General features: G+C 29.8%; 22 protein-coding genes. All 22 read left to right on the plus strand.

What is annotated here, in order from left to right; all coding sequences use genetic code 11:
• Positions 1 to 16 precede the first annotated feature (16 nt).
• Complete coding sequence (gene wecB / locus CXF54_RS05650) at positions 17 to 1,153, plus strand: non-hydrolyzing UDP-N-acetylglucosamine 2-epimerase (RefSeq protein ID WP_101202793.1); 1,137 nt, start codon at positions 17 to 19, stop codon at positions 1,151 to 1,153.
• 1 nt (position 1,154) lies between these two features.
• Positions 1,155 to 2,369: a glycosyltransferase family 4 protein gene (locus tag CXF54_RS05655; RefSeq protein ID WP_101202794.1), complete on the plus strand. Its 1,215-nt coding sequence runs from the start codon at positions 1,155 to 1,157 to the stop codon at positions 2,367 to 2,369.
• Entirely contained in the window at positions 2,362 to 3,279 is a 918-nt protein-coding gene (locus CXF54_RS05660; RefSeq protein WP_101202795.1) for an NAD-dependent epimerase/dehydratase family protein, read from the plus strand. The genes CXF54_RS05655 and CXF54_RS05660 overlap by 8 nt, the downstream gene beginning before the upstream one ends.
• A gap of 3 nt (positions 3,280 to 3,282) precedes the next feature.
• Entirely contained in the window at positions 3,283 to 4,266 is a 984-nt protein-coding gene (locus CXF54_RS05665) for an MraY family glycosyltransferase (RefSeq protein WP_101202796.1), read from the plus strand.
• Positions 4,266 to 5,393: a DegT/DnrJ/EryC1/StrS family aminotransferase gene (locus CXF54_RS05670; RefSeq protein WP_101202797.1), complete on the plus strand. Its 1,128-nt coding sequence runs from the start codon at positions 4,266 to 4,268 to the stop codon at positions 5,391 to 5,393. Before CXF54_RS05665 ends, CXF54_RS05670 begins: the two co-directional genes overlap by 1 nt.
• Before the next feature lie 176 nt (positions 5,394 to 5,569).
• Positions 5,570 to 6,718, plus strand: a complete 1,149-nt coding sequence (locus CXF54_RS05675; RefSeq protein ID WP_410503935.1) for an O-antigen polymerase — start codon at positions 5,570 to 5,572, stop codon at positions 6,716 to 6,718.
• A gap of 96 nt (positions 6,719 to 6,814) precedes the next feature.
• The gene (locus tag CXF54_RS05680) at positions 6,815 to 8,776 is read left to right on the plus strand and encodes a polysaccharide biosynthesis protein (RefSeq protein ID WP_101202799.1); all 1,962 of its coding nucleotides are present in this window, start codon (positions 6,815 to 6,817) and stop codon (positions 8,774 to 8,776) included.
• Between the two features lie 6 nt (positions 8,777 to 8,782).
• Positions 8,783 to 10,081 carry a UDP-glucose dehydrogenase family protein gene (locus CXF54_RS05685; RefSeq protein ID WP_101202800.1) on the plus strand — a complete coding sequence of 433 codons (1,299 nt, stop codon included), beginning with the start codon at positions 8,783 to 8,785 and terminating at the stop codon, positions 10,079 to 10,081.
• Positions 10,082 to 11,071 carry a UDP-glucuronic acid decarboxylase family protein gene (locus tag CXF54_RS05690; protein WP_101202801.1) on the plus strand — a complete coding sequence of 330 codons (990 nt, stop codon included), beginning with the start codon at positions 10,082 to 10,084 and terminating at the stop codon, positions 11,069 to 11,071.
• A 6-nt stretch (positions 11,072 to 11,077) separates the two neighbouring features.
• Positions 11,078 to 12,487: an exopolysaccharide biosynthesis polyprenyl glycosylphosphotransferase gene (locus tag CXF54_RS05695; RefSeq protein ID WP_101202802.1), complete on the plus strand. Its 1,410-nt coding sequence runs from the start codon at positions 11,078 to 11,080 to the stop codon at positions 12,485 to 12,487.
• Between the two features lie 3 nt (positions 12,488 to 12,490).
• Positions 12,491 to 13,264, plus strand: a complete 774-nt coding sequence (locus CXF54_RS05700) for a glycosyltransferase family 2 protein (RefSeq protein ID WP_101202803.1) — start codon at positions 12,491 to 12,493, stop codon at positions 13,262 to 13,264.
• A 412-nt stretch (positions 13,265 to 13,676) separates the two neighbouring features.
• Positions 13,677 to 13,889: a hypothetical protein gene (locus tag CXF54_RS05705; RefSeq protein WP_101202804.1), complete on the plus strand. Its 213-nt coding sequence runs from the start codon at positions 13,677 to 13,679 to the stop codon at positions 13,887 to 13,889.
• 59 nt (positions 13,890 to 13,948) lie between these two features.
• Positions 13,949 to 14,683, plus strand: coding sequence for a GLPGLI family protein (locus CXF54_RS05710; RefSeq protein WP_101202805.1), 735 nt, complete (start codon positions 13,949 to 13,951; stop codon positions 14,681 to 14,683).
• Positions 14,684 to 14,830: 147 nt separating this feature from the next.
• Positions 14,831 to 15,073 (plus strand): hypothetical protein, encoded by a 243-nt coding sequence (locus tag CXF54_RS05715; RefSeq protein ID WP_101202806.1) that lies wholly within the window; start codon positions 14,831 to 14,833, stop codon positions 15,071 to 15,073.
• Positions 15,074 to 15,129: 56 nt separating this feature from the next.
• Entirely contained in the window at positions 15,130 to 15,426 is a 297-nt protein-coding gene (locus CXF54_RS05720; RefSeq protein ID WP_232782578.1) for a GLPGLI family protein, read from the plus strand.
• Positions 15,427 to 15,459: 33 nt separating this feature from the next.
• On the plus strand, positions 15,460 to 16,188 hold the full coding sequence (locus tag CXF54_RS05725) for a GLPGLI family protein (protein WP_101202808.1): 729 nt from the start codon (positions 15,460 to 15,462) through the stop codon (positions 16,186 to 16,188).
• 24 nt (positions 16,189 to 16,212) lie between these two features.
• Positions 16,213 to 16,416 carry a hypothetical protein gene (locus tag CXF54_RS05730; RefSeq protein ID WP_101202809.1) on the plus strand — a complete coding sequence of 68 codons (204 nt, stop codon included), beginning with the start codon at positions 16,213 to 16,215 and terminating at the stop codon, positions 16,414 to 16,416.
• A 384-nt stretch (positions 16,417 to 16,800) separates the two neighbouring features.
• Positions 16,801 to 16,998 carry a hypothetical protein gene (locus tag CXF54_RS05735; protein WP_101202810.1) on the plus strand — a complete coding sequence of 66 codons (198 nt, stop codon included), beginning with the start codon at positions 16,801 to 16,803 and terminating at the stop codon, positions 16,996 to 16,998.
• Positions 16,999 to 17,074: 76 nt separating this feature from the next.
• Positions 17,075 to 17,809, plus strand: coding sequence for a GLPGLI family protein (locus CXF54_RS05740; RefSeq protein WP_101202811.1), 735 nt, complete (start codon positions 17,075 to 17,077; stop codon positions 17,807 to 17,809).
• A gap of 138 nt (positions 17,810 to 17,947) precedes the next feature.
• Entirely contained in the window at positions 17,948 to 18,664 is a 717-nt protein-coding gene (locus CXF54_RS05745) for a GLPGLI family protein (RefSeq protein WP_090837203.1), read from the plus strand.
• An 8-nt stretch (positions 18,665 to 18,672) separates the two neighbouring features.
• The gene (locus CXF54_RS05750; protein ID WP_101202812.1) at positions 18,673 to 21,360 is read left to right on the plus strand and encodes a carboxypeptidase-like regulatory domain-containing protein; all 2,688 of its coding nucleotides are present in this window, start codon (positions 18,673 to 18,675) and stop codon (positions 21,358 to 21,360) included.
• Between the two features lie 363 nt (positions 21,361 to 21,723).
• Positions 21,724 to 22,482, plus strand: coding sequence for a GLPGLI family protein (locus CXF54_RS05755; protein ID WP_101202813.1), 759 nt, complete (start codon positions 21,724 to 21,726; stop codon positions 22,480 to 22,482).
• The last annotated feature ends 3 nt before the right edge of the window (positions 22,483 to 22,485 follow it).

The following is a 22,485-nucleotide window of genomic DNA, read 5'->3' on the forward strand; positions in this document are numbered from 1 at the left end:
AGTGTAAATTGGTTATATGAAAAAATTAAAAGTAGTTACAGTAGTTGGTACAAGGCCAGAAATTATAAGATTATCCTGCACATTATTAGCGCTAGATAAAAATGAAGCAATAGAGCATGTTTTAGTGCATACAGGTCAGAACTATGATTATGAGCTAAACGAGATCTTTTTTGAAGACTTAGGGTTAAGAAAACCAGATCACTTTTTAAATGCAGCAGGAAAAAATGCAACAGAAACTGTAGGTAATATTCTAATTACAATAGACCCTATTTTAGAGCAAGAAAAACCAGACGCTTTTTTAGTGTTAGGAGATACCAATTCTTGTTTGTGTGCCATTCCTGCTAAAAAGAGACAAATTCCAGTGTTCCATATGGAAGCAGGAAACAGATGTTTTGATCAACGTGTACCAGAAGAAACAAACCGTAAAATTGTAGATCATGTCTCAGATATTAACCTAACATACAGTGATATTGCTAGAGAGTATTTACTACGTGAAGGTTTATCTCCAGACAGAGTAATAAAAACAGGAAGTCCAATGTACGAGGTGCTTAACAAGTTTAAGTCTAAAATTGAAGCTTCAACTGTATTAGAAAAATTAGGTTTAGAAAAACAAAAATTCTTTGTAGTCTCTTCACATAGAGAAGAAAATATTAGTAATCCTAAGAATTTTAATGGTTTAATAGAGTCATTAAATCAAATTGCAGAAAAATACGACTATCCAATAATTGTATCAACACATCCTAGAACACGTAATATGTTAGAGGATAAAAAATTAGAAACACATAAAAACATTCAATTTTTAAAACCGTTAGGCTTTAACGATTATAACGCATTACAAATGCACTCATTTGCAGTATTGTCAGACAGTGGAACAATTTCAGAAGAATCGTCAATACTTAATTTTCATGCCTTAAATATTAGAGATGCACATGAGCGTCCAGAAGCAATGGAAGAAGCATCAGTTATGATGGTTGGCTTAAACCCAGAACGTATTATGCAAGGTTTAGCTGCTTTAGATGCACAAGAGCGCAGTCCGAAGCGTAATTTTAGAGAAGTAGCAGACTATTCTATGCCAAACGTTTCTGAAAAAATGGTAAGAATAATTATATCTTACACAGACTATATTAACAGAGTGGTTTGGTCAAAACAATAGAATGAAAGTACTAATAGTTTCGCAATATTTTTATCCTGAAAATTTTAAAGTAAATGACATTGCTTTTGACTTTAAAAAAAAAGGATACGATGTAACCGTATTAACAGGTAAACCCAATTATCCTAGTGGAAAATTCGCCGAAGGCTATTCTTTTTTTAAAAAAAAATACGAAGAGATTGATGGTGTTAAGGTTTATAGAACACCTTTATTTCCTAGATTAAATGGTTCAGGTAAATATTTAGCTTTAAACTATTTATCATTCTTGTTTTTTAGTTTTTTTACAATTCATTTTAGATTAAAAGGGAACTATGATGTTGTTTTTTCTCATCATCCATCACCTCTTACGTCTGCTTTACCTGCTATTTGGTGTGCAAAAAAGTTTAATGCACCATATATTAATTGGGTGTTAGATTTGTGGCCAGATAGTGTTAGTGCTAATTCTAATATTAAAGGTGGATTTATTTATAACAATTTAAAAAAAGTTGTTAGTTATATTTATAAAAATTCTGACTTGATCTTGGTTAGCTCTAAGATGTTTAAGACATCAATACTTCAAAATTTTGATATTAAGCCAAGTAAAGTAGCTTACTTTCCTAATTGGGCAGAAGATGTTTTTATTAATAAAAACAATCTTGAAGATAATAATATTACTTTACCAGAAGGGTTTAATGTTATGTTTGCTGGTAATCTAGGAGAATCACAAGATTTTGAATCTGTTTTAAAAGCAGCTTCATTAACAAAACAATATAACATAAACTGGATTTTAGTAGGAGATGGTCGTAAAAGTGATTGGATTAAACAACAAATAAAAGAAGACAATCTAGAAAGGGTACATATGCTAGGAAGGCACGCATTAAAAACAATGCCAAGCTTTTTTAAAAAAGCAGACGCCATGTTAGTCTCATTAAAAGACGAACCAACATTTGCACTTACAGTACCGGCTAAAGTACAAGCTTACATGGCCTCAAAAAAAATAATATTAGGTATGCTAAATGGAGAAGGGAAAGATCTAATAAATGAAAGCGAGTCTGGAATTGCTGTTAATGCGGGAGACTTTCAATCTTTAGCCAATAGCGTAATAAAAATAAGTAACTTGCCAGAAGAGAAAATTTACCAAATAGAGGGTAATTCGTTTAACTATTATCTAAATAATTTTTCTAAAGATTTGTTGTTTGACAAATTAGAAGCTTATTTAAAAAACACAACTAATGGGTAATATTATAATTTCTGGTATTACTGGTTTTATGGGTTTAAATTTAAAGCAATATTTAAATAAGGACTATACTATAACTGGATTATCAAGGACAGAAAATAAAACACAAAATATATTAAATTATCAGAACATAGATAGCAATACTCTTGATAATTACTTTGCATTTATACATTTAGCAGGAAAAGCTCACGATTTGAAAAATACAAGTGATGATTCTGTATATACTGAGGTTAATACAGATCTTACAATTAAACTATTTGATTTATTTTTAGAAAGTAAATGCGAAATTTTTGTTTTTATGAGTACTGTAAAGGCAATAGCAGATACAGTCGAAGGTGTTTTGACAGAAGACAGTGTTGCTAACCCTAAAACAGTCTATGGTAAATCTAAAAGAGCTGCAGAAGAGTATATTTTATCTCAAAAACTACCAGAAAGCAAAAAAGTATATATACTAAGACCATGTATGGTCCATGGGCCAAATAATAAAGGAAATTTAAATTTACTTTATAAAATAATAAAAAAAGGCCTGCCCTACCCACTAGGTAGTTTTGATAATAAAAGATCTTTTTTATCTATAGATAATCTGTGTTATAGTATAAAACAACTACTACTCTTAAAACCAGAAGAGAAATGTTTTCAATTAGCAGATGATAAACCAATATCAACAAATAATCTTGTTAGTATAATAGCTAAAACTATAAATAAGCCTGTAAGAATTTTAAAGCTACCAAAATTTATGATTCATACTTTAGCTTCATTAGGAGATTTTTTGTCACTTCCAATAGATTCGGATAAATTAGGTAAGCTAACCGATAATTATGTGGTTTCTAACATTAAAATCACTTCCGTTATAGGTCCTATGCCTACAACGACAGAAGACGGAATAACACGAACCATTCAATCTTTTTTATAAACAATGTTTAAGTCTCTAATCGTTTTTATCGTTTTATTTGTTTTAGAAATCCTATATATTAAAATTGCTAAAGCAAAAAATATAAAAGATACACCTAATCATAGAAGTGCACATATTGAACCAACCATAAGAGGTGGCGGGATAATTATTCTTTTCGCTGTTTTAATTTACCCAATTTTGTATGCACCAGATGTGCAATTTTATTATTTACTAGCTGGAGTAGTTTTAGTATCAGTTATAAGTTTTTTAGATGATTTAATGACCCTATCCTCAAAAATTAGAATACTTATACATTTAATAGCATTTACTTTAATTTTTTACAGCTTAGGTTTAATTCAATTTAACTCTATAACAAGTATATGCATATTGGGTTTAATTTATATTTTCTCAATAGGTTATCTTAATATATATAATTTTATGGATGGTATAAATGGTATAACCTTTTTAAATGCATTAGTAAGTTATGCGGCACTTTTTTATTTAAACAAATATTATATTGCTTTTGAAGACCCTAATTTACTTGCGATTTTAATGATTGCTTTAGTAGTATTTGGATTTTTTAATTTCAGAAAAAAAGCCATATGTTTTGCAGGAGATGTAGGGAGTATTTCAATTGGTTTTTCTTTGATTTATTTTGCTATAAAGTTTTATTTAGCATCAAATAATCCTTTGATTTTATTGATATTTTCAGTCTATTTATTAGATGGAGGATGGACTATTTTTGAAAGACTTCTGGATAAAGAAAATATTTTTGAAGCACATAAAAAGCATTTATATCAAAAACTAGTAAACGATTTAAGGTTACCTCACTTAAAAGTATCAACTATTTATTTTTTGTTTCAATTATTAATAAATAGTGTTCTTATATTATTACTAATAAATAAAGTATACTGGCCTTTTGGACTTAGTCTCGTATTTATATTCTTGTCAATTTTATATTTTGTAATTAAAAAAATTACTAATAAAAAAATAAAACAAAGCGTTTAATGAATACCAAAATAGCGTTATCTTCCTCTCATATTTCTACAAACGAAATTAATTTTGTTAGAGATGCTTTTGCAAAAAACCAAGTAACAACATCTGGAGATAACATTATAGGTTTTGAAAAAAATTTAGAAGACTATCTAGGTCAAGATAAAAAAGTAGCTTGCTTGTCATCAGGCACAGCAGCAATACATTTAGCGTTAGTGCAGTTAGGTGTGGGTTTAAACGATGAGGTAATTTGCCAGACTTTTACTTTTTGTGGATCTGCAAACCCAATAATATACCAAGGAGCATTACCCGTTTTTGTAGATAGTGATCCAGATACGTGGAATATATGTCCTATACATCTTGAAGAAGCAATAAAGGATAGATTAGCCAATGGTAAAAAGCCTAAAGCAATTATTATTGTTCATCTGTACGGAATGCCTTGTAAAGCAGGTCAGCTGATAGAAGTTGCTAATAAATACCAGATACCAATAGTTGAAGATGCAGCAGAATCGTTTGGGTCAAGCTACAAAGGAAGAAAGTGTGGTACATTTGGAACTTATTCAATCATATCATTTAACGGAAATAAAATTATTACAACCTCAGGAGGAGGAGCTTTAGTTTGTAATACAAAAGAAGATAAAAATCAAACTATTTTTTACGCAACTCAAGCTAGAGATCGTGCACCACATTATGAGCATTCTAAAATAGGATATAATTATAGAATGAGTAACATTAGCGCAGGTATTGGAAGAGGGCAAATGCAGGTTTTAGATAAACATATTAACTTAAGAAGAAACGTAAATGAATTTTACACAAAAATTTTTAAAAGTATAAAAGGAGTCGAAATTCAAAAAGAACCAAGTAAAGATTATTATTCAAATTTTTGGTTAAGTTGTATTTTAATTCATGAAGACGCACCTTTTACTAAAGCACAGTTTCAAGATGCAATGCATGCTAATAATATAGAGACAAGACCTTTATGGAAACCAATGCATATGCAAAAAGTATTTAAAGGTTTTTTATACTTTGGAGATCAGTTAAGTCAAACTCTTTTTGAAAAAGGAATATGTTTACCAAGTGGTTCTAATATAAGCTTGGAAGATTTAAACAGAATAAAAACCGTTATAAAATCAATATGTTAAAAAAATATAGCAATTATTTTTTGACAAGTTTTTTAATATTCATTGTCGCATTTGTTATATTTAAGAATAATGAGATTAACTATAGTCTTAAGGTTTTATTAAGTAGCTTTTTTATATGTTGTTTTTCAATTCTAAAAATTTTATCAAAAAAAGAGCATGTGTTTTCTTTAAACAATATGTTTTATATATTCGTTTTGTTTTTTATTGGTTTAGCACCTGCATTACAATATAAAAAGGGTAGTTATTTTTTAGGTGATAATAGTAAACTAACTGAAACAGATTTTATAACAGGTAACATTATATTTATAGTTTGTATACTAATTTACAGTTTTACTTACCAATGGTTAATAAGCAAAAAAATATTTAAAAAAAACAAAACAAATATTAATGTTACCACTGTGTTTTCGAGCAAAATTATTTTGATTCTATCAGTTTTAACGCTAATAACGGTCTTTAGTTATTTTTCTTTTGACCTAAAGCAGCTAAGTCAACGAAGTTTTTTATTTAAAAATAGAGCTAATTATACCTCTTCATATTTATCAATAATAAATGTCATTAGAGGTGTACCAATGTTGCTGTTAATTTTTTATAAATTAATAAGTAAAAAAAATCTTAAAGTCGAAATAACACTTTTAGTAATTATTGTTTTGTGTAATTTTCCTCCAGGAATATCAAGGTATAAAACAGCCGTTATTTATTTGCCACTACTACTTGTATACTTCAGACCTATATTAAAAAAACAAGTTTTTGCACTAGGATTTGTTACTTTGTTTTTAAGTGTTTTTCCTTATTTAAATCATTTTAGACATAATTCTAATCTAGTGCCTGAAAAAATATTAGACTTAGGGATGTTTACAGAAATTCATTTTGATTCATATCAAAACTCCGTTAATGTCATTACCAATAATATAATTACTAATGGAAATCAATTATTAGGTGTTGCTCTTTTTTTTATACCTAGATCCTTATGGGGTGATAAGGCTGTAGGTAGTGGTCACGTTTTAGCAGATGTATTAAAACACAAAGGGCATTCAAATGTTGCAGTTAGTTATTTTGCTGAAGGATACATAAATTTAGGATATGTAGGTGTGTTCCTTTTTACATTATTCTTAGCGATAATAAACAGTTTTTTTGACTATAGATATTGGGAAACCAATAGTAATAAGGCTTTTCAAACACTATATTTAATATTAATCCCTTTTCAGTTTTTTGTTTTAAGAGGTAGTTTAATTACTTCAGTCTCAAATTTAATTGGGTATTTAGTTTGCATAATAATTTTAAATTTCTTGTTAAATCTCCTAAGTAGGCATGAAACTACTAAGTAAACAACAACTTAGTGTTTAATCTATTCTTTAAACGTTCTATTATTTCTATATTGTAAATATAATTATGATATTTGTTAATAGATTCAAAAAATTAACATGCTTAAACAACTAAAACAAGCTTTATTTCAAGTTTTACAATCTAGTCAAAAAAGAATAGATTTTAAAAACGTTAATTACTTACCAAGGTGGGCAATACTTTGTTTTGACACCTCGATTTTGATGATATCTTTGTTTTTTACAAAGATAATTGTTAGCAAAATTCAGAAAGCTTCATTTTTTAACTTGGGGTTTTCTAAAGAAGAGCTTATTATAGTGTTAATTAATGTGTTGTTTTTTATTCTATTTAGGACTTACGCGGGGTTAATTAGACACTCAACTTTTATTGATGCTGCAAAATTCTTTTTAGCGTCTTTAGCAACATTATTGGCTGCATTGGGAGTTTATTATGGATACTTGTTTTTATATGGAGAAGATTTATTCTCGATACCACAGCTCTTTATCTATTCAATAGTATCTTTTTGTGGATTGTTTTTATTTAGAATTTTAGTGAAACAAGTCTTTGAAGTTTACCAACAATATTCGGAAGAAGAAGCTCGATTAAATGTTTTAGTTTATGGTACAGGGGAAAATGCAATAGCAATAGCAAGTGCTTTAAAATCAGAGAAACCTTCTAGATATAAGGTATTAGGTTTTATAGATAAAGACGGTAAAAATAAAAGTAAAGAAATATTAGGATTACCAATCACTCACTTAAATCGCAAAACCGCAGTATTATTAAGAATAAATAATGCACAAGCCTTAATAATAGCAGATAGCACACTTACCAAAGAGGAAAATATTAAAATCGTAGATAGTTGTTTAGAACATAATTATAAGGTGTTTAGAGCGCCTTTACTATCGGATATTGAGAAAAACACAACGCTTTCAAATCAAATTCAGAAGATACAAATTGAAGATATTTTAGAAAGAGATCCAATTAAGTTAGATAATAAATTGGTCGCTAAAGAAATTTTTAACAAGTGTATTTTAGTTACTGGTGGAGCTGGCTCTATAGGGAGTGAGATTGCTAGACAAGTTGCAAGTTATAAACCAAGTAAGTTATTGATTTTAGATCAAGCTGAATCTCCTCTATATAACATTCAGTTAGAAATAAAGCATGATTTTCCTGGTCTAGAATTTGAAGCTATTATTGCAGATGTAAGAAAAGTGGATGTGCTTGAGGATGTTTTTAGTAAATATAAACCACAGGTAGTGTATCATGCAGCAGCTTATAAGCACGTTCCTTTAATGGAAAGACACCCATCTGAAGCTATATTTGCTAACGTATTAGGTACTAAAAATGTAGCTGATTTATCCTGTCGTTTTAATGCTGAAAAATTTGTCATGGTATCTACGGATAAAGCTGTAAACCCTAGTAATGTTATGGGAGCTTCTAAACGGATTGCCGAAATCTATATCCAAGCGTTACAAAACAAGGTGGCTTCTGAAAAAAAATGTCAAACACATTTTGTAACGACTCGTTTTGGAAACGTATTGGGAAGTAATGGTTCTGTAGTGCCCTTATTTAAACGTCAAATAGAAGAAGGGGGTCCATTAACAATTACGCATCCTGATATTATTAGATATTTCATGACTATTCCGGAAGCCTGCCAATTAGTTTTAGAAGCAGGTGCAATGGGTAATGGTGGAGAGATCTTTATTTTTGATATGGGAGAGGCGGTTAAGATTATTGATCTAGCTAAAAAAATTATCAGATTAGCAGGATTTACACCGTACAAAGAAATAGACATAAAAGTAGTCGGTTTAAGGCCTGGAGAAAAACTTTACGAAGAACTATTGAGCGATAAATCTACAACACTTCCAACTTATAATGAAAAAATCATGATTGCTAAGGTGGAAAATTGCTCTCATATGCAGATCGAGAAAGATGTTTTAGAATTAATCGCAATTGCAAATGAGGACAATAAAAACGCGATAGTCATAAAAATGAAAGAAATAGTACCTGAATTTTTAAGTATGAATTCAGATTTCGAAGTTTTTGATAAAAAAATAGTATAATACATAATGAAAATAGCAGTAATTGGTACAGGTTACGTAGGTTTAGTGACAGGAACATGTCTGGCCGAAACAGGTAACGAAGTACTTTGTATAGACATAGATCAAGATAAAGTAAAACAAATGAAAGCTGGAGAGGTGCCAATTTACGAGCCTCATTTGGATGTATTGTTTGAACGTAATATAAAAGCCAATAGACTTAAATTTTCAACTAATTTAGAAGAAGGTTTAGAGCACGGTGATATTATATTTTTAGCATTACCTACTCCGGAAGATGAAGATGGGTCTGCTGATTTAAAATATATTCTAGGTGTAGCAGATGACATCGGAAAGTTAATTAAAGATTACAAAGTCATTGTAGATAAAAGTACTGTTCCAGTAGGTACTTCTGATAAAGTAAAAGCAGCGATAGCCAAACACGCAAAAGTAGATTTTGATGTCGTATCTAACCCAGAATTTTTAAGAGAAGGATTTGCTGTGGACGACTTTTTAAAGCCAGAACGCATCGTTGTAGGGTCAAGTAGTGATCGTGCCACAGCGCTTATGCAAAAGCTTTACAAGCCTTATGTAAGGTCAGGTAATCCAATAATTATTATGGATGAAAAGTCGGCAGAGCTGACCAAGTATGCGTCTAACTCGTTTTTAGCAGCTAAAATCACGTTTATGAACGAGATTGCTAACTTTTGCGAAAAAGTAGGTGCAGATGTAGACAAGGTTAGAATTGGTATGGGTACAGATTCTAGAATTGGTAAACGTTTCTTGTTTCCAGGAATTGGTTACGGAGGATCCTGTTTTCCAAAGGATGTAAAAGCACTTCATAAATCTGGATTAGACAACAATTATAACTTTAAAATATTAGATGCAGTAATTAACGTTAATGCACGACAAAAATTGGTGTTAATTCCTAAAATAGAATCTCATTTTAATAATGATTTAAAAGGAAAAAACATAGCTGTTTGGGGATTAGCCTTTAAACCAGAAACAGATGACATTCGAGAAGCGCCATCATTATACATGATTGATGCACTTTTAGAAGCGGGTTGTAATATTAGCGCGTTTGATCCTGAGGCTATGCCAAATGTTAAACGTAAATTAGGAGATAAAATTAACTTTGCAGATAGTATGTACGATGCGTTAAAAAACGCAGATGCTTTAATTATTTCAACAGAGTGGAGTATATTTAGAACACCAGATTTTAGTAAAATGAAAACGGTAATGTCAAGCCCAACCATTTTTGATGGTCGTAATTTGTATGATGTTAAAGACGTCATAAACGAAGGATTTAAATATGTGTCAATAGGAAGATAAATGAGTCAAAAAAGAGTTTTAATTACAGGAGCAGCAGGTTTTTTAGGGTCACATTTATGCGATCGGTTTCTTGCCGAAGGGTATTTTGTTATCGGAATGGATAATTTTATAACAGGGGATTCAAAAAACTTAGCGCATTTGTCTTCAAATTCAAGCTTTCTTTTTATTCAGCATGATGTTACAAATTTTATAAATATAGAAGGGGATTTAGATTATATCCTTCATTTTGCATCTCCTGCAAGTCCAATAGATTATTTAAAAATTCCTATCCAAACACTTAAAGTGGGTAGTTTAGGGACGCATAATTTATTAGGTTTAGCTAAAGCAAAAGAAGCAAGGTTACTAATAGCATCAACTTCTGAAGTTTACGGAGATCCATTAGTACATCCTCAAACAGAAGATTATTATGGAAATGTAAATACTATCGGACCAAGAGGTGTTTATGATGAGGCTAAACGTTTTCAAGAGTCTATAACCATGGCTTACCATAGGTTTCATGGATTGGAGACTCGTATTGTCAGAATCTTTAACACATATGGACCAAGAATGCGACTTAATGATGGTCGTGTAATACCAGCATTTATGGGGCAAGCACTTCGTGGAGAAGATTTGACTGTGTTTGGAGATGGTTTTCAAACACGTTCATTTTGTTATGTTACAGATCAGGTAGAAGGTATTTATAGATTGTTATTAAGTGATTATGTAAACCCTGTTAATATTGGTAACCCGCACGAAATTACAATTAAAGATTTTGCAGAAGAGATTATTAGTCTAACAGGAACAACTCAAAAGGTGATATATAAAGATTTACCTGTAGACGATCCAATGCAACGTCAACCAGACATTACTTTGGCTAAAAACCTATTAGGTTGGGAGCCTAAAGTAGGTAGAGCAGAAGGGATGAAAAAAACGTATGATTACTTTAAAAATTTAACTGAAGCAGAACTACATAAAAGCGAGCATAAAGATTTTTCAAACTATAACAAGTAATAGCTTATGGAGTATAAACGCGGAAGGTACTCTTGGTTGCTAAGACCTTTTCTTATCATTTTTGATCTTGTAGTCATTAATGGTTTAGCGTTTTACTTTTTCAATTTTAATCAATCAAAACTTGATTATTTTACGATAGATTTATTTAATAATAAACATGTATTATACTTTATATATGTCACTATTCTTTGGTTGGCATCTTCGTCCTTTCTAAAATTTTACGAAGTTTATAGGTACACATCGCCCATTAATATTTTTTCAGTTATAATTAAACAGTGCTTAGCATTTACAATAATAGTATATGCTTTTATGGGTGTGTTTAGAAGTATTGATGTACAATCGTACACAACATTAGAGTATTTGTTGTCCTGTTTTGTGGGGATTAGTACCGTTAAATTAGTAAGTTTTTATGGCTTAAAGTCGTTCCGTACATTTTTAAGTGGTAATGTAAGACGTGTTGTTATTATTGGAAAAGGTGAAGGTGCGCAAGAATTGACGCAGTTGTTTACAAAACGTAAAGCTTTAGGGTATAGTATTAAGGGGATATTTGCTAATTCTGATAATCACGAGTTTACTGGTAATATAGCAGAGAGTTTTAAGTTTTTAAATGAAGACAAAGGAATTGACGAAATCTATTGTGCAATTGACGAGTTAACAGAAAAACAAGTTAATGACTACGTTAAGTATGCAGAGATTAATCACTGTAATATTAAATTTATACCTACAACCAATAAGCTACTTACCAAAAGATTAAAAACAGACTATTACAATTACTTGCCTATTTTGTCAATGCCTGAAGTGGCTTTAAATAATGACTTTAATAAATTTGTAAAGCGCCTTTTTGATGTCATTTTTGCTTTAATAATTCTTGTTTTAGTCTTGTCTTGGTTAACACCTATTTTGTTTGTTTTAATTAAGTTAGAATCTAAAGGACCATTATTTTATAAGCACAAACGTAACGGTATAAACTATAAAGAGTTTTATTGTTATAAGTTTAGATCTTTAAAAATTAATAAAGAAGTAGAAGGGACTTATATTACTAAAAATGATAGTAGAGTTACCAAAATCGGGAAGTTTTTACGTCATACTAGTTTAGACGAATTTCCTCAATTTTATAACGTTTTAAAAGGAGATATGAGTGTGGTTGGTCCTAGACCACATATGTTATCATACACGGACGACTACTCTAAAAAAATTGATAAGTATAATTTTATCTTTAGACATAACGTAAAACCAGGTGTTACTGGATTAGCTCAAATAAGAGGGTTTAGAGGCGAAATTAAAAATGACGAAGACATTATTAATCGTATTAAATTTGATAATTATTATATAGAAAACTGGTCGCTAGTATTAGACATTAAAATCATTTTTAAAACTATGATTAATGTTTTTAGAGGTCAGAAAGAAGCTTATTAATAAATGACACCATTAGTTTCCATAATAACACCAATATATAACTCAGAAGACTTTCTAGAGGAAACAGTAGCTAGTATATTAAATCAATCCTATTCTAATTGGGAGTTGTTATTAATAGACGATTGCTCTACAGATAATACTCTAGCATTAGCCAATAAGTACAGTAATAAGTTTTCTAATATTATAGTCTTAAAAAATCAAACCAATGCTGGTGCGGCAGTCTCCAGAAACAAGGGGATTACTACTGCTAGTGGAGATTTTATTGCTTTTTTGGATGCTGACGATTTGTGGAAGCCTAATAAATTGGAAGTTCAAATTAAGTTTATGTTAGCTAATAATTGCGCAGTGTCTTACACTAGTTATGAGCAAATTGATCAGTATAGCAAACCGCTTCATAAATTAGTCAAAGTATTACCAAAGCTTAGCTATAACAAATATTTAAAAACCAATTACATTGGTAACCTAACAGGTGTTTATAATGCTAAAATATTAGGCAAAATAATGGCGCCTAACCTACGTAAACGTCAAGATTGGTTATTATGGTTGTCTGCCATTAAAAAGTCCGGTAAACCTGCTCTAGGTATTCAGGAGTCTTTGGCTTACTATCGTGTTAGACCCGACTCTATGTCTTCAAATAAAATAGAGTTGTTGCAGCATAATTATTGGGTATATAAAAAAGGATTAGGTTTTTCTACTTTTAAATCTTTATACCGAATGCTTATTTTTATAAGGGAGCAGTTTTTTGTTAAATCAAAATTGATTGTATCTACAAAGTAAATTAAAAAGCACTTCATAAATCACAAAAACACATCACGTTTTACAACCGTAACACCATCAAAAACAGAAAGGTGCGGTTTTTACCACAGTACAAAATGAGTATTTTGGGTTGTTTTCGATGAAATGTAAGAAAAAAGCGGTTAAGAAAAAGCTTTTTTGTAATAAAATTCCTAGTTTCGATTTGTGTTATAAAAAGAGGGTTTGTTTTTAGTCGAGCAAATTATCTTTTTTTACACAGCATTAATGTTTTAACTAGCGCTAGTTTTTTTATTTTTATTTCGACTTAACATTACTATTTTAATTGATAGAAGACTAACTATTAATTAATCCTATCGACTAAATTTTATCGGCTAATTATTAAATTATTAACCAATCAGTTAAAATAAAATACTGATTTAAAATTTTAGAAATTATGAAAAAATTATTAGGATTAACTTTTGTTGCGTTATTTATGATGAGTATGACTTCTTCAAATCAAATGTTAGAAAAAAACAAACAAGATGATTGTTACCAAGAAGGTCTTGAAGCAGTTCAAGCTTTACAAGTGGAAGTAGGAGAGGACTTACATCCAAATTTACAACATGCAATTCATGGCGCTATTTATGATAGTTGCATGGGGCTTTAAAATATATTTAAAAGAGGTTATATTTTAATTAAAATAACCTCTTTTATAAAAAAATAACTATGAAAAAAGCAGTACTTTATATCACAATGATATTTTCTATTCAAAGTTTTTGTCAAAATAACGGAAGCATAACTTATCATGGTGCTATGGATTTAAAAAAGGTTAGTGAAAGTTATAATTCTGGAAAATATGATACACTTCCGTCAAAAAGAAAAGATATAATAAAAAAAATATTAGAAAGTAATCACATAGTAGAGTTTACATTGGATTTTAAGGATAATAAATCTAAATTTAAACAAGTAAAAAAACTTAAAGAGGACGATGGTAATCTAAATTTAGCGTCTATAATAGGAGGTAAAGGGATTATCTATACTGATCTTAGCCAAAACATTATTTTAGATCAAAAAGAGGCATTTGGAGAACTTTTTTTAGTAGAAAGCAAAATTGATTCTATAAAATGGAAATTAACAAAAGAAACAAAAACAATTAATGATTTTGTGTGTTATAAAGCAACGACTGTTAAAAAAATAAAAAACAGTAGTGGTGTTCATGAAAAAGAGGTTATAGCTTGGTACACTCCTAGTATTTCAGCAAATTTTGGACCTGCTGGATATTGTAATTTACCTGGTTTAATCTTAGAATTAAAAGTGGGAAAATTTATTTACCAAACTAAAAAAATTAATTTAAAAATTATAAATATTAAAATAACTAAACCTACTAAAGGAGAAAAAGTATCTATTGAAGAATTTGATGACATTGGGTTAGAAATGAGTGAAAGGTTAATTAAAAATTAGCTTAAATTACATGTTAAAAAATATTTTTATAATAATCTTCTTTGTTTTTCTACATCAATAGTTTCTCAAAACATTTCTGCAGAAGTACAATATTCATGTTCAGTCCACAATAATCCATTTGCAAATGAACTAGCAAATAAAAAAAAGATGGATACTACTGCGCAACATATAAAAGATGCGCATAAAAAATTTATTGAGTTGGCGGTGCCAATAAGTTACACCTTAAAATTTAACACTACAGCCTCAAGTTTTGAAAAAAACAGAATAATGACTAATGATGCCAATTCTGGCTTTAATATAACAGAAGCTATGGGTGCAACAGGCGTTATTTATACAAACTTAGTAACCCACTTGCGTGTAAACACCCTAAAAAGTGAAGGGGGGCATTAATTATAAAAGGAGATATAAATGACACAAAATGGAAGCTAACCAAAATAGCAAAACAAATAGGTAATCAGCACTGTTTTAAAGCAACAACAGAGTATAAATATATGGCAGGAAAAAATGGTGATCAGCTAATTGTTCAACTAGTTACTGCTTGGTATACTTTGGATATTCCTGTTGGTTTTGGTCCTGCTGGATATGGCAATTTACCGGGTTTGATTATTAATTTAGAAATTGGAGATATTATATATCAAATGACGGACCTTAAGTTAAATACTAAAAAAGATACCGTTATAAAAACACCTAAATTAAAAGGAAGAATAATAAGCGAAAGTGAATACAATGGTTTATCAAACTAATTAAGGCTTTTAGTTTTTTTTAATTATTTATATATGAAAAAAAGTATATTTCTATTATTTGTTTTGGGTAACTGTATTTTGACTCTTGCTCAAACATCTGGAAAAATAAAATATAGTGTGCAGATTGCCGATATTTATAAAGATAAACCGGACGCAAAAAAGCAAATTGTTGATTTTTTTGATGAAGTTAGAAAACAGGCAAACTATATTGAACTGAAACTCGAATACAATGAAAAATATTCGAAATTTGAAGCTGTTAAATCTTTACCAATAGAGGGGTTTGAAATGCCATATGATATTGCGAAAAAAATAGTATCTGATGGTGTGTATTTTCAACGTAAAGATTCAATTAACTCTTTAAGATTAAAAATTGTAGGTGAAGAAAAGTACTATATCAATGAAGGCAAGGATAAAATAACTTGGAAAATTTTAAGTGATTCAACAAAGAAAATAGGAGAGTTTAATTGCTTAAAGGCTATTGGTACATCAACTATTATTAATGTTAATTCTAAAAAAGAAAATAAGCTTAATATTGAAGCTTGGTTTTCAAGTGATATCCCATGTTCCTTTGGGCCATTAGGTTATGGTTTTTTGCCAGGATTAATATTAGAGCTAAAGCAAGGCCCTATCTCATTTCTTATGGTTTCTTATAAAAAAGAAGAGAATGTTAATATAGAATACCCTGAAATTAGTAAGGAAACTACTATTTCTTTAAATGAATTTAATCAAAAATATATGACAGCTTTTAGAAATAAATTTTAATAAAAAAGATTATAACATTATCTAATGCATTACAAAATTATTTTAAATTTAATCCTGATTCTAACAGCAGGATTTTCTCTACAAGCCCAAACCATTACCATAAAAGGTAAAGTCTTGGACAGTTTACAGCAACCCTTGCAATATGCTAATCTATTAGCAGTATCTGTTTCGGAGGTTTGCGCAGTTACGTTTGCAATTGCAAACCAAGAGGGTAATTATAAATCATAAAAAAAACAGCTTTTTATAACCGTAATAGCGTCAAAAACAGCAAAGTGTGGTTTTTACCACATCTAAAAACGAATAAAACACACTGTTTTCGATAAGGCGCAAAAAAAACGATTAAAAAACACACGTTTTGTAATATAATTCCTAGTTTCGATTTGTGTTATAAAAAGTGGGTTTGTTTTTAGTCGAGCAAATTATCTTTTTTTGACACAGCATTAATGTTTTAACTAGCGCTAGTTTTTTTATTTTTATTTCGACTTAACATTACTATTTTAATTGATAGAAGACTAACTATTAATTAATCCTCTCGACTAAATTTTATCGGCTAATTATTAAATTATTAACCAATCAGTTAAAATAAAATACTGATTTAAAATTTTAGAAATTATGAAAAAATTATTAGGATTAACTTTTGTTGCGGTATTTATGATGAGTATGGCTCCGGAAATATTGATTGAAGAGATAGAGTACTCAGAACCTTGTGTTGAATTAGGTTTTGAAGTAGAAAGAATCATGGGGAAACAAATGACTTTTGAACAATTTGAATCTTTTAGAATGGCTTGTGAAGCAATGTCAAATTTATAGGCAATAAAAATTAGGGGATTATGTGAAAATGATAATCTCCTTAATTTTTTAACAAAATTAAAACACAATAAAAATTATGAAATTTTTCTTTTCTTCAATACTATTTTTTTTCTTTCTTATTTTAAATGCACAAAACAATATAGAAGTAACTTATAAAAAATCTACAACGATAAATTTTGATAATTTAAATAATGATGAAAATGCTTCAGTTGAAAATAAAGCTTTAAAACTTTTGAAAATAGTTCAAAACGACATGTTAACTAAAGAGTATAAGTTGGTGTTTAATGACAGTGTATCTTTTTTTGAGGAGACCAAAATACTAAATAGCGATAATGATAATTCCGAGTTAATTACAAAGCTTAGTTCTTCATTAGGAGAAACTGATGGTGTTTTTTTTGCCAGTCTTAAAGATAAAAAAACAGTCAGACAAACGACAACCTACGATAAATTGTATCTAATCGAAAGTCATATGGATAGCCTTAAATGGGATTTACATAATGTTAATAAAGACATTGATGGACACAAGGTTTATAAAGCCACAACTTTAGTAACCAAAGTGACACGATCAGGTTTAATTGAAGAAGAAGTTATTGCTTGGTATACTTTGGATGTACCTATTGGTTTTGGGCCTATTGGTTTTAATAATCTACCTGGTTTAATTTTAGAAGTGCAAATAGGTAAAATTATCTTATATGCTGATAAAATTAAATATAATGTAGAAGTTGATCCAAGTCGTTTTTATCCAAAAAAAGGAAAAATTATTTCTTGTAATGACTTTATCAAATTGCAATTAAAACAAATTGGGTTATAAATTAAATACCGTAACAAAATTCATATTCAAAAGATTAAAGTTATTGTTCAATAATACTATTACTTCTCTAACTATTTCGTTTTATTATCACATTGACTGATCTTTATAGGTCAGTCAATATTTTTTACTCATTTATATATGAAAATCAATATAATTATATTTTTATTTTTTTACTCATTTGTTTGCTTTGGACAAAGCGAAAATGGTATAGCTATTTATTTAAAAAAGTCAATTACTGAAGAAACTAATGTTTCTGTAGAGGTAAAAGGGCATATAAAATTAATGGAAGAGAATTTGTCTAAATTAGAATATCAACTATCTTTTAATAAGCATTTTACTCTATTTAAAGAGAATGTTTTTTTGGAATCATCGGAGGTTGATGGAATGGGATTGAAAATGGCAAGAATTGTAGCAGGGATCCAGGGTGATATTTATTTTAATTTAAATACCAAAGAGACTGTTATAAGAAAAGATTTTTTAGGAGAAATTTTTTTGGTAAAATCACAAGACACAATAAACAGTTGGACGTTAACTAAAGAGTCAAAAAACGTAGGTAGTTACAAATGTTTTAAAGCTACAAAAAAAGAAATAGTAGAAACTAGAAGGGGAGATGTCGAGGTTGAGGTTGTTGCTTGGTATACTCCAGAAATAAATATTAATTCTGGACCTGAAGGTTATGCTGGTTTACCTGGATTAATTATGGAATTAACAAAGGGACGTATTGTGACTTATTTAAAATCTATTTCATTTAGTAATGATCAAATAAAAATAGAATTACCCAAAAAAGGAAAAAACATCTCTCAAATTGAGTTTAATAAAGTAGTTAAAAAAGCTACAAATATGTCTAGAAATTAATTATAGATATGGTTTGTAACCTTAAGTTCAATGTTGTAATATTCCTGCTTCTAACAGCAGGATTTTCTCTACAAGCCCAAACCATTACCATCCAAGGTAAAGTCTTGGACAGTTTACAGCAACCCTTGCAATATGCTAATCTATTAGCAGTGCCAAGTGCAGACGGTGTAGATGTTACTTTTGCAATCACAAATCAGGATGGGGTTTATAACTTAAAGTTACAAAAAAATCAAAATTATACCGTCACAACAAGTTATTTAGGGTTTTTACCCAATATTGAAGATCTTAATTTAGAAAAAGACACCTTCAAAGATATCGTTTTAAAAGAAAATCTAAACCAATTAGATGAGGTGACTATAAAGTATACACCGCCCATGGTGGTAAAAAAGGATACCATTATTTATTTAACGGATAAATTTGTAACAGGTGAAGAGCGTAAACTTAAGGATGTCCTTAAAAAATTACCAGGTGTAGACGTGGATCGTAGCGGTAATGTCACGGTTAATGGTACTAAAGTCACTAAAGTTTTAGTGGAGAATAAAACCTTTTTTACGGGTAATAGTAAATTAGCAATTAATAATATTCCTGCGGATGCAGTAGATAAAGTTGAGGTTTTAGACAACTATAGTGATGTGGCTATGTTAAAAGGTTTGCAAGATAGCGATGACATGGCTTTAAATATCAAATTAAAAGAGGACAAAAAAAACTTTATGTTTGGAGACATAGAGGCTGGTGCAGGTATTAAAGACCGCTATGTGTTGCATCCAAGTGTTTTCTATTACAGCCCCAAAACCAATGTTAACGTTATTGGTGATCTTAATAACACAGGCGTTAAAAGTTTTACCATAAAAGACTATTTAGAGTTTGAAGGTGGTATTGGTAAGTTGTTAACGGATGCAGGAAGCTATTTTAAACTATATCGCAGCGATTTTGCGCAGTTTTTAGATAATCAAGACTATAAGTCTAGCACCAACCAATTTGGGGCATTTAACATCAGGCAATCCATTAACGCTGCTACAGATTTAAGTGCTTACGCGATTGTTAATAACGAAAAAAACACGACAGCAAGTAATACCCTAAATACCTATCAAAACATTGATCAGCCATTTACGGAGCAACGTTTTGATAACAATGCGTTGGATAATTTTTTTACAATAGGAAAAGTAACTTTAGAGTATAAACCAACCGTAAAAGAAGACCTAAATGTAAGCACGGTAGTAAAAGTGACTAATAACAAAGGTTTAGGGGTAATAAATACTATTAATCCATCACAGGATAATACCATTAGCACCACTAACAATGTTACAGGATTAAATCTAAAGCAAAATCTAAGTTATAGCAGGAAGCTATCTAAAACGCACACTGCAACGTTGCAAAGTACATATAGTTATCAAAACGATCAGCCTATAACTAATTGGTTGACGGACCAACAAATATTACAGGGTTTAATACCCTTGCAAACGGATATAAATTATAATATAAAGCAGACTAAAACAGTAAACACCAATAGTTTCAATACTATTTTAAAAGACTATTGGGTGCTAAATAATTTTAATCACGTTTACATGTCTTTGGGTATAAATGCAGCATTTAATAGTTTTAATACTACAGATTTACAACAGCTTAGTGATGGGACTATTAATAATTTTGAAACTGCCGGTTTTAATAATCAGTTGCATTATAATTTAATAGATACGTATTTAGGCTTGGAGTACAAGTTTCAAATAGGGATTGCGACATTTAAGCCTGCAGCATATCTTCATTTTTATAACTGGCAAGTCAATGCCTTTTCCAATCGTAATGCTAACTCTAAAACGTTGTTTTTACCGCAATTTACAAGTAAAATAGAATTTAGTAATTCTGAGAAAATAAGTGTAAAATACAAGCTAGACGCTACTTTTCCTGCTGTTACCAGGATCGCTAATAATTTTGTGTTAAACAATTTTAATAGCGTCTATAAAGGGGATGCTAATTTAAGCAACACATTATTCCATTCGGCAAGTATTAGTTATCATAGATTTAGTTTGTTTAGAGGGTTAAATTATAACCTAAGTACAACGTATAATAAGCGTATAAAAAGCATAAAAAACACAATACAATTACAGGGTATCGAGCAGTTTAGTACATCTGTTATGTTTGATCAGCCGGAGCAAACTGTTAATGTATCCGGTCGTATTTCTAAAAGTATTAAGAAGCTAAAGCTGAAATTTAATTCTAGATGGAGTTATAATGATTACTATCAAATTGTAAATCAAAATACTAGTTTAAATAGTTCTAAAGATTTTAATAATACGCTAAGCTTAGAAACCAATTTTAAAAACCATCCCAATATTGAGGTTGGTTATAAGTATGTTACTAGTAATTATAAATCTAGAGGAAATCTTACTCAATTTTTAAATACCAGTTTTTTTACCAATTTAGAATATGATTTTTTAAACAACTTTATTTTTAAAGCAGACTACAGCTTAGATACCTTTAATAACAAAACAACAAACAACACCAATCAATTTGATATGGCTAATGCCAGCTTGTTTTATCAAACCGAAGATAGTCCGTGGGGTTTTGAGCTTAGTGCCACTAATATTTTTGATGTTAAATTTAGACAAACCAATAACTTTAGTGACTTTTTGATTCAGGATAGTCAATCTTTTATTTTACCAAGAATTATCATGTTTAAAGTAGCTTACAAATTGTAGGAAAAACACAGTAATTACGTTTGTAAACACTTAAAAAACACAAAGGTGTGGTTTTTACCACAGCAAGAATTGAGCGAAACAGCATGTTTTCGACAAAAGGCATAAAAAAATCGATTAATTTATTAGCTATCTGTAAGAAAAAACATAGTTTAGCTTTGTCAATTAGAAACTCGTTTGATTTAGTCATTAAAAAACCAATTTTTGACGCATTTTAATTTTAACTAGCGCTAGTATTTTAATTTTTGGTTGACACACTGTGTTTATTTGATACTTCGTGTCAATTTAAATACGGATTAGACATGCCTTTATAGTACTTATGTAATAGCTATGTTGTTATTTCCAATCTAAACAAACACTAGAAACATGTATAAAGTTAGTGCTATATGTCTTTTGTTTTCTGTAAATACCCTCTGTCAAACTAGCGGATATGTGGAGTATGATGTCAGTAAAAATTTCTCAGGGGAGTTTCATACTGTTAAAACGTTACGTTTTAATGCGACACAATCTATATTTACAGCGCTTAAAAAGGTTGAAGGTGATTCAGAAATGACTACTGATGAGGAAACAGGTGGTTTGACAGTCATTTTGAGTTCAAAGACTGATCGCTTTGTTTTAAATGATTTGGAAAAAGACTCATTATTTAATCAAGAAATATTCTTTAAACAAACACCTATTACAAAAGAAAAAACAACTGTTGTTCCATGGAAGCTTCAAGACAGTACCAAAATAATTGGAGAATTTAAGTGTCAGTTGGCTATTGGAAAATTTAGAGGAAGGACTTATCATGCTTGGTTTACGCAAGATATTCCAGTCAGATTTGGCCCATGGAAATTACAAGGCTTACCAGGATTGATTTTAGAGGCTAATGATGAGCAGAATATAGTTAGTTATCGAGCAAAAAAAGTTAGTGTTTCTCCGGTGATAATAGATTCAATTAATACAGATGAAGCCATGGAGCTTCAAAGTTTTATTAAAGCCAAAGCACAGTATTTGAAAGACATCGAAAAAAAAATGAGGTCTAAATTACCAAGAAACAGTTCGGTTGAGATGAATCTGCCAAATAGAAATACCCAACAAGAAATTAGTTACGAATGGGAAGTTAAAGCACTCGAAAACAACTAAAAT

The sequence above is a fragment of the Olleya sp. 1-3 genome, assembly GCF_002836085.1.
Taxonomy (GTDB): domain Bacteria; phylum Bacteroidota; class Bacteroidia; order Flavobacteriales; family Flavobacteriaceae; genus Olleya; species Olleya namhaensis.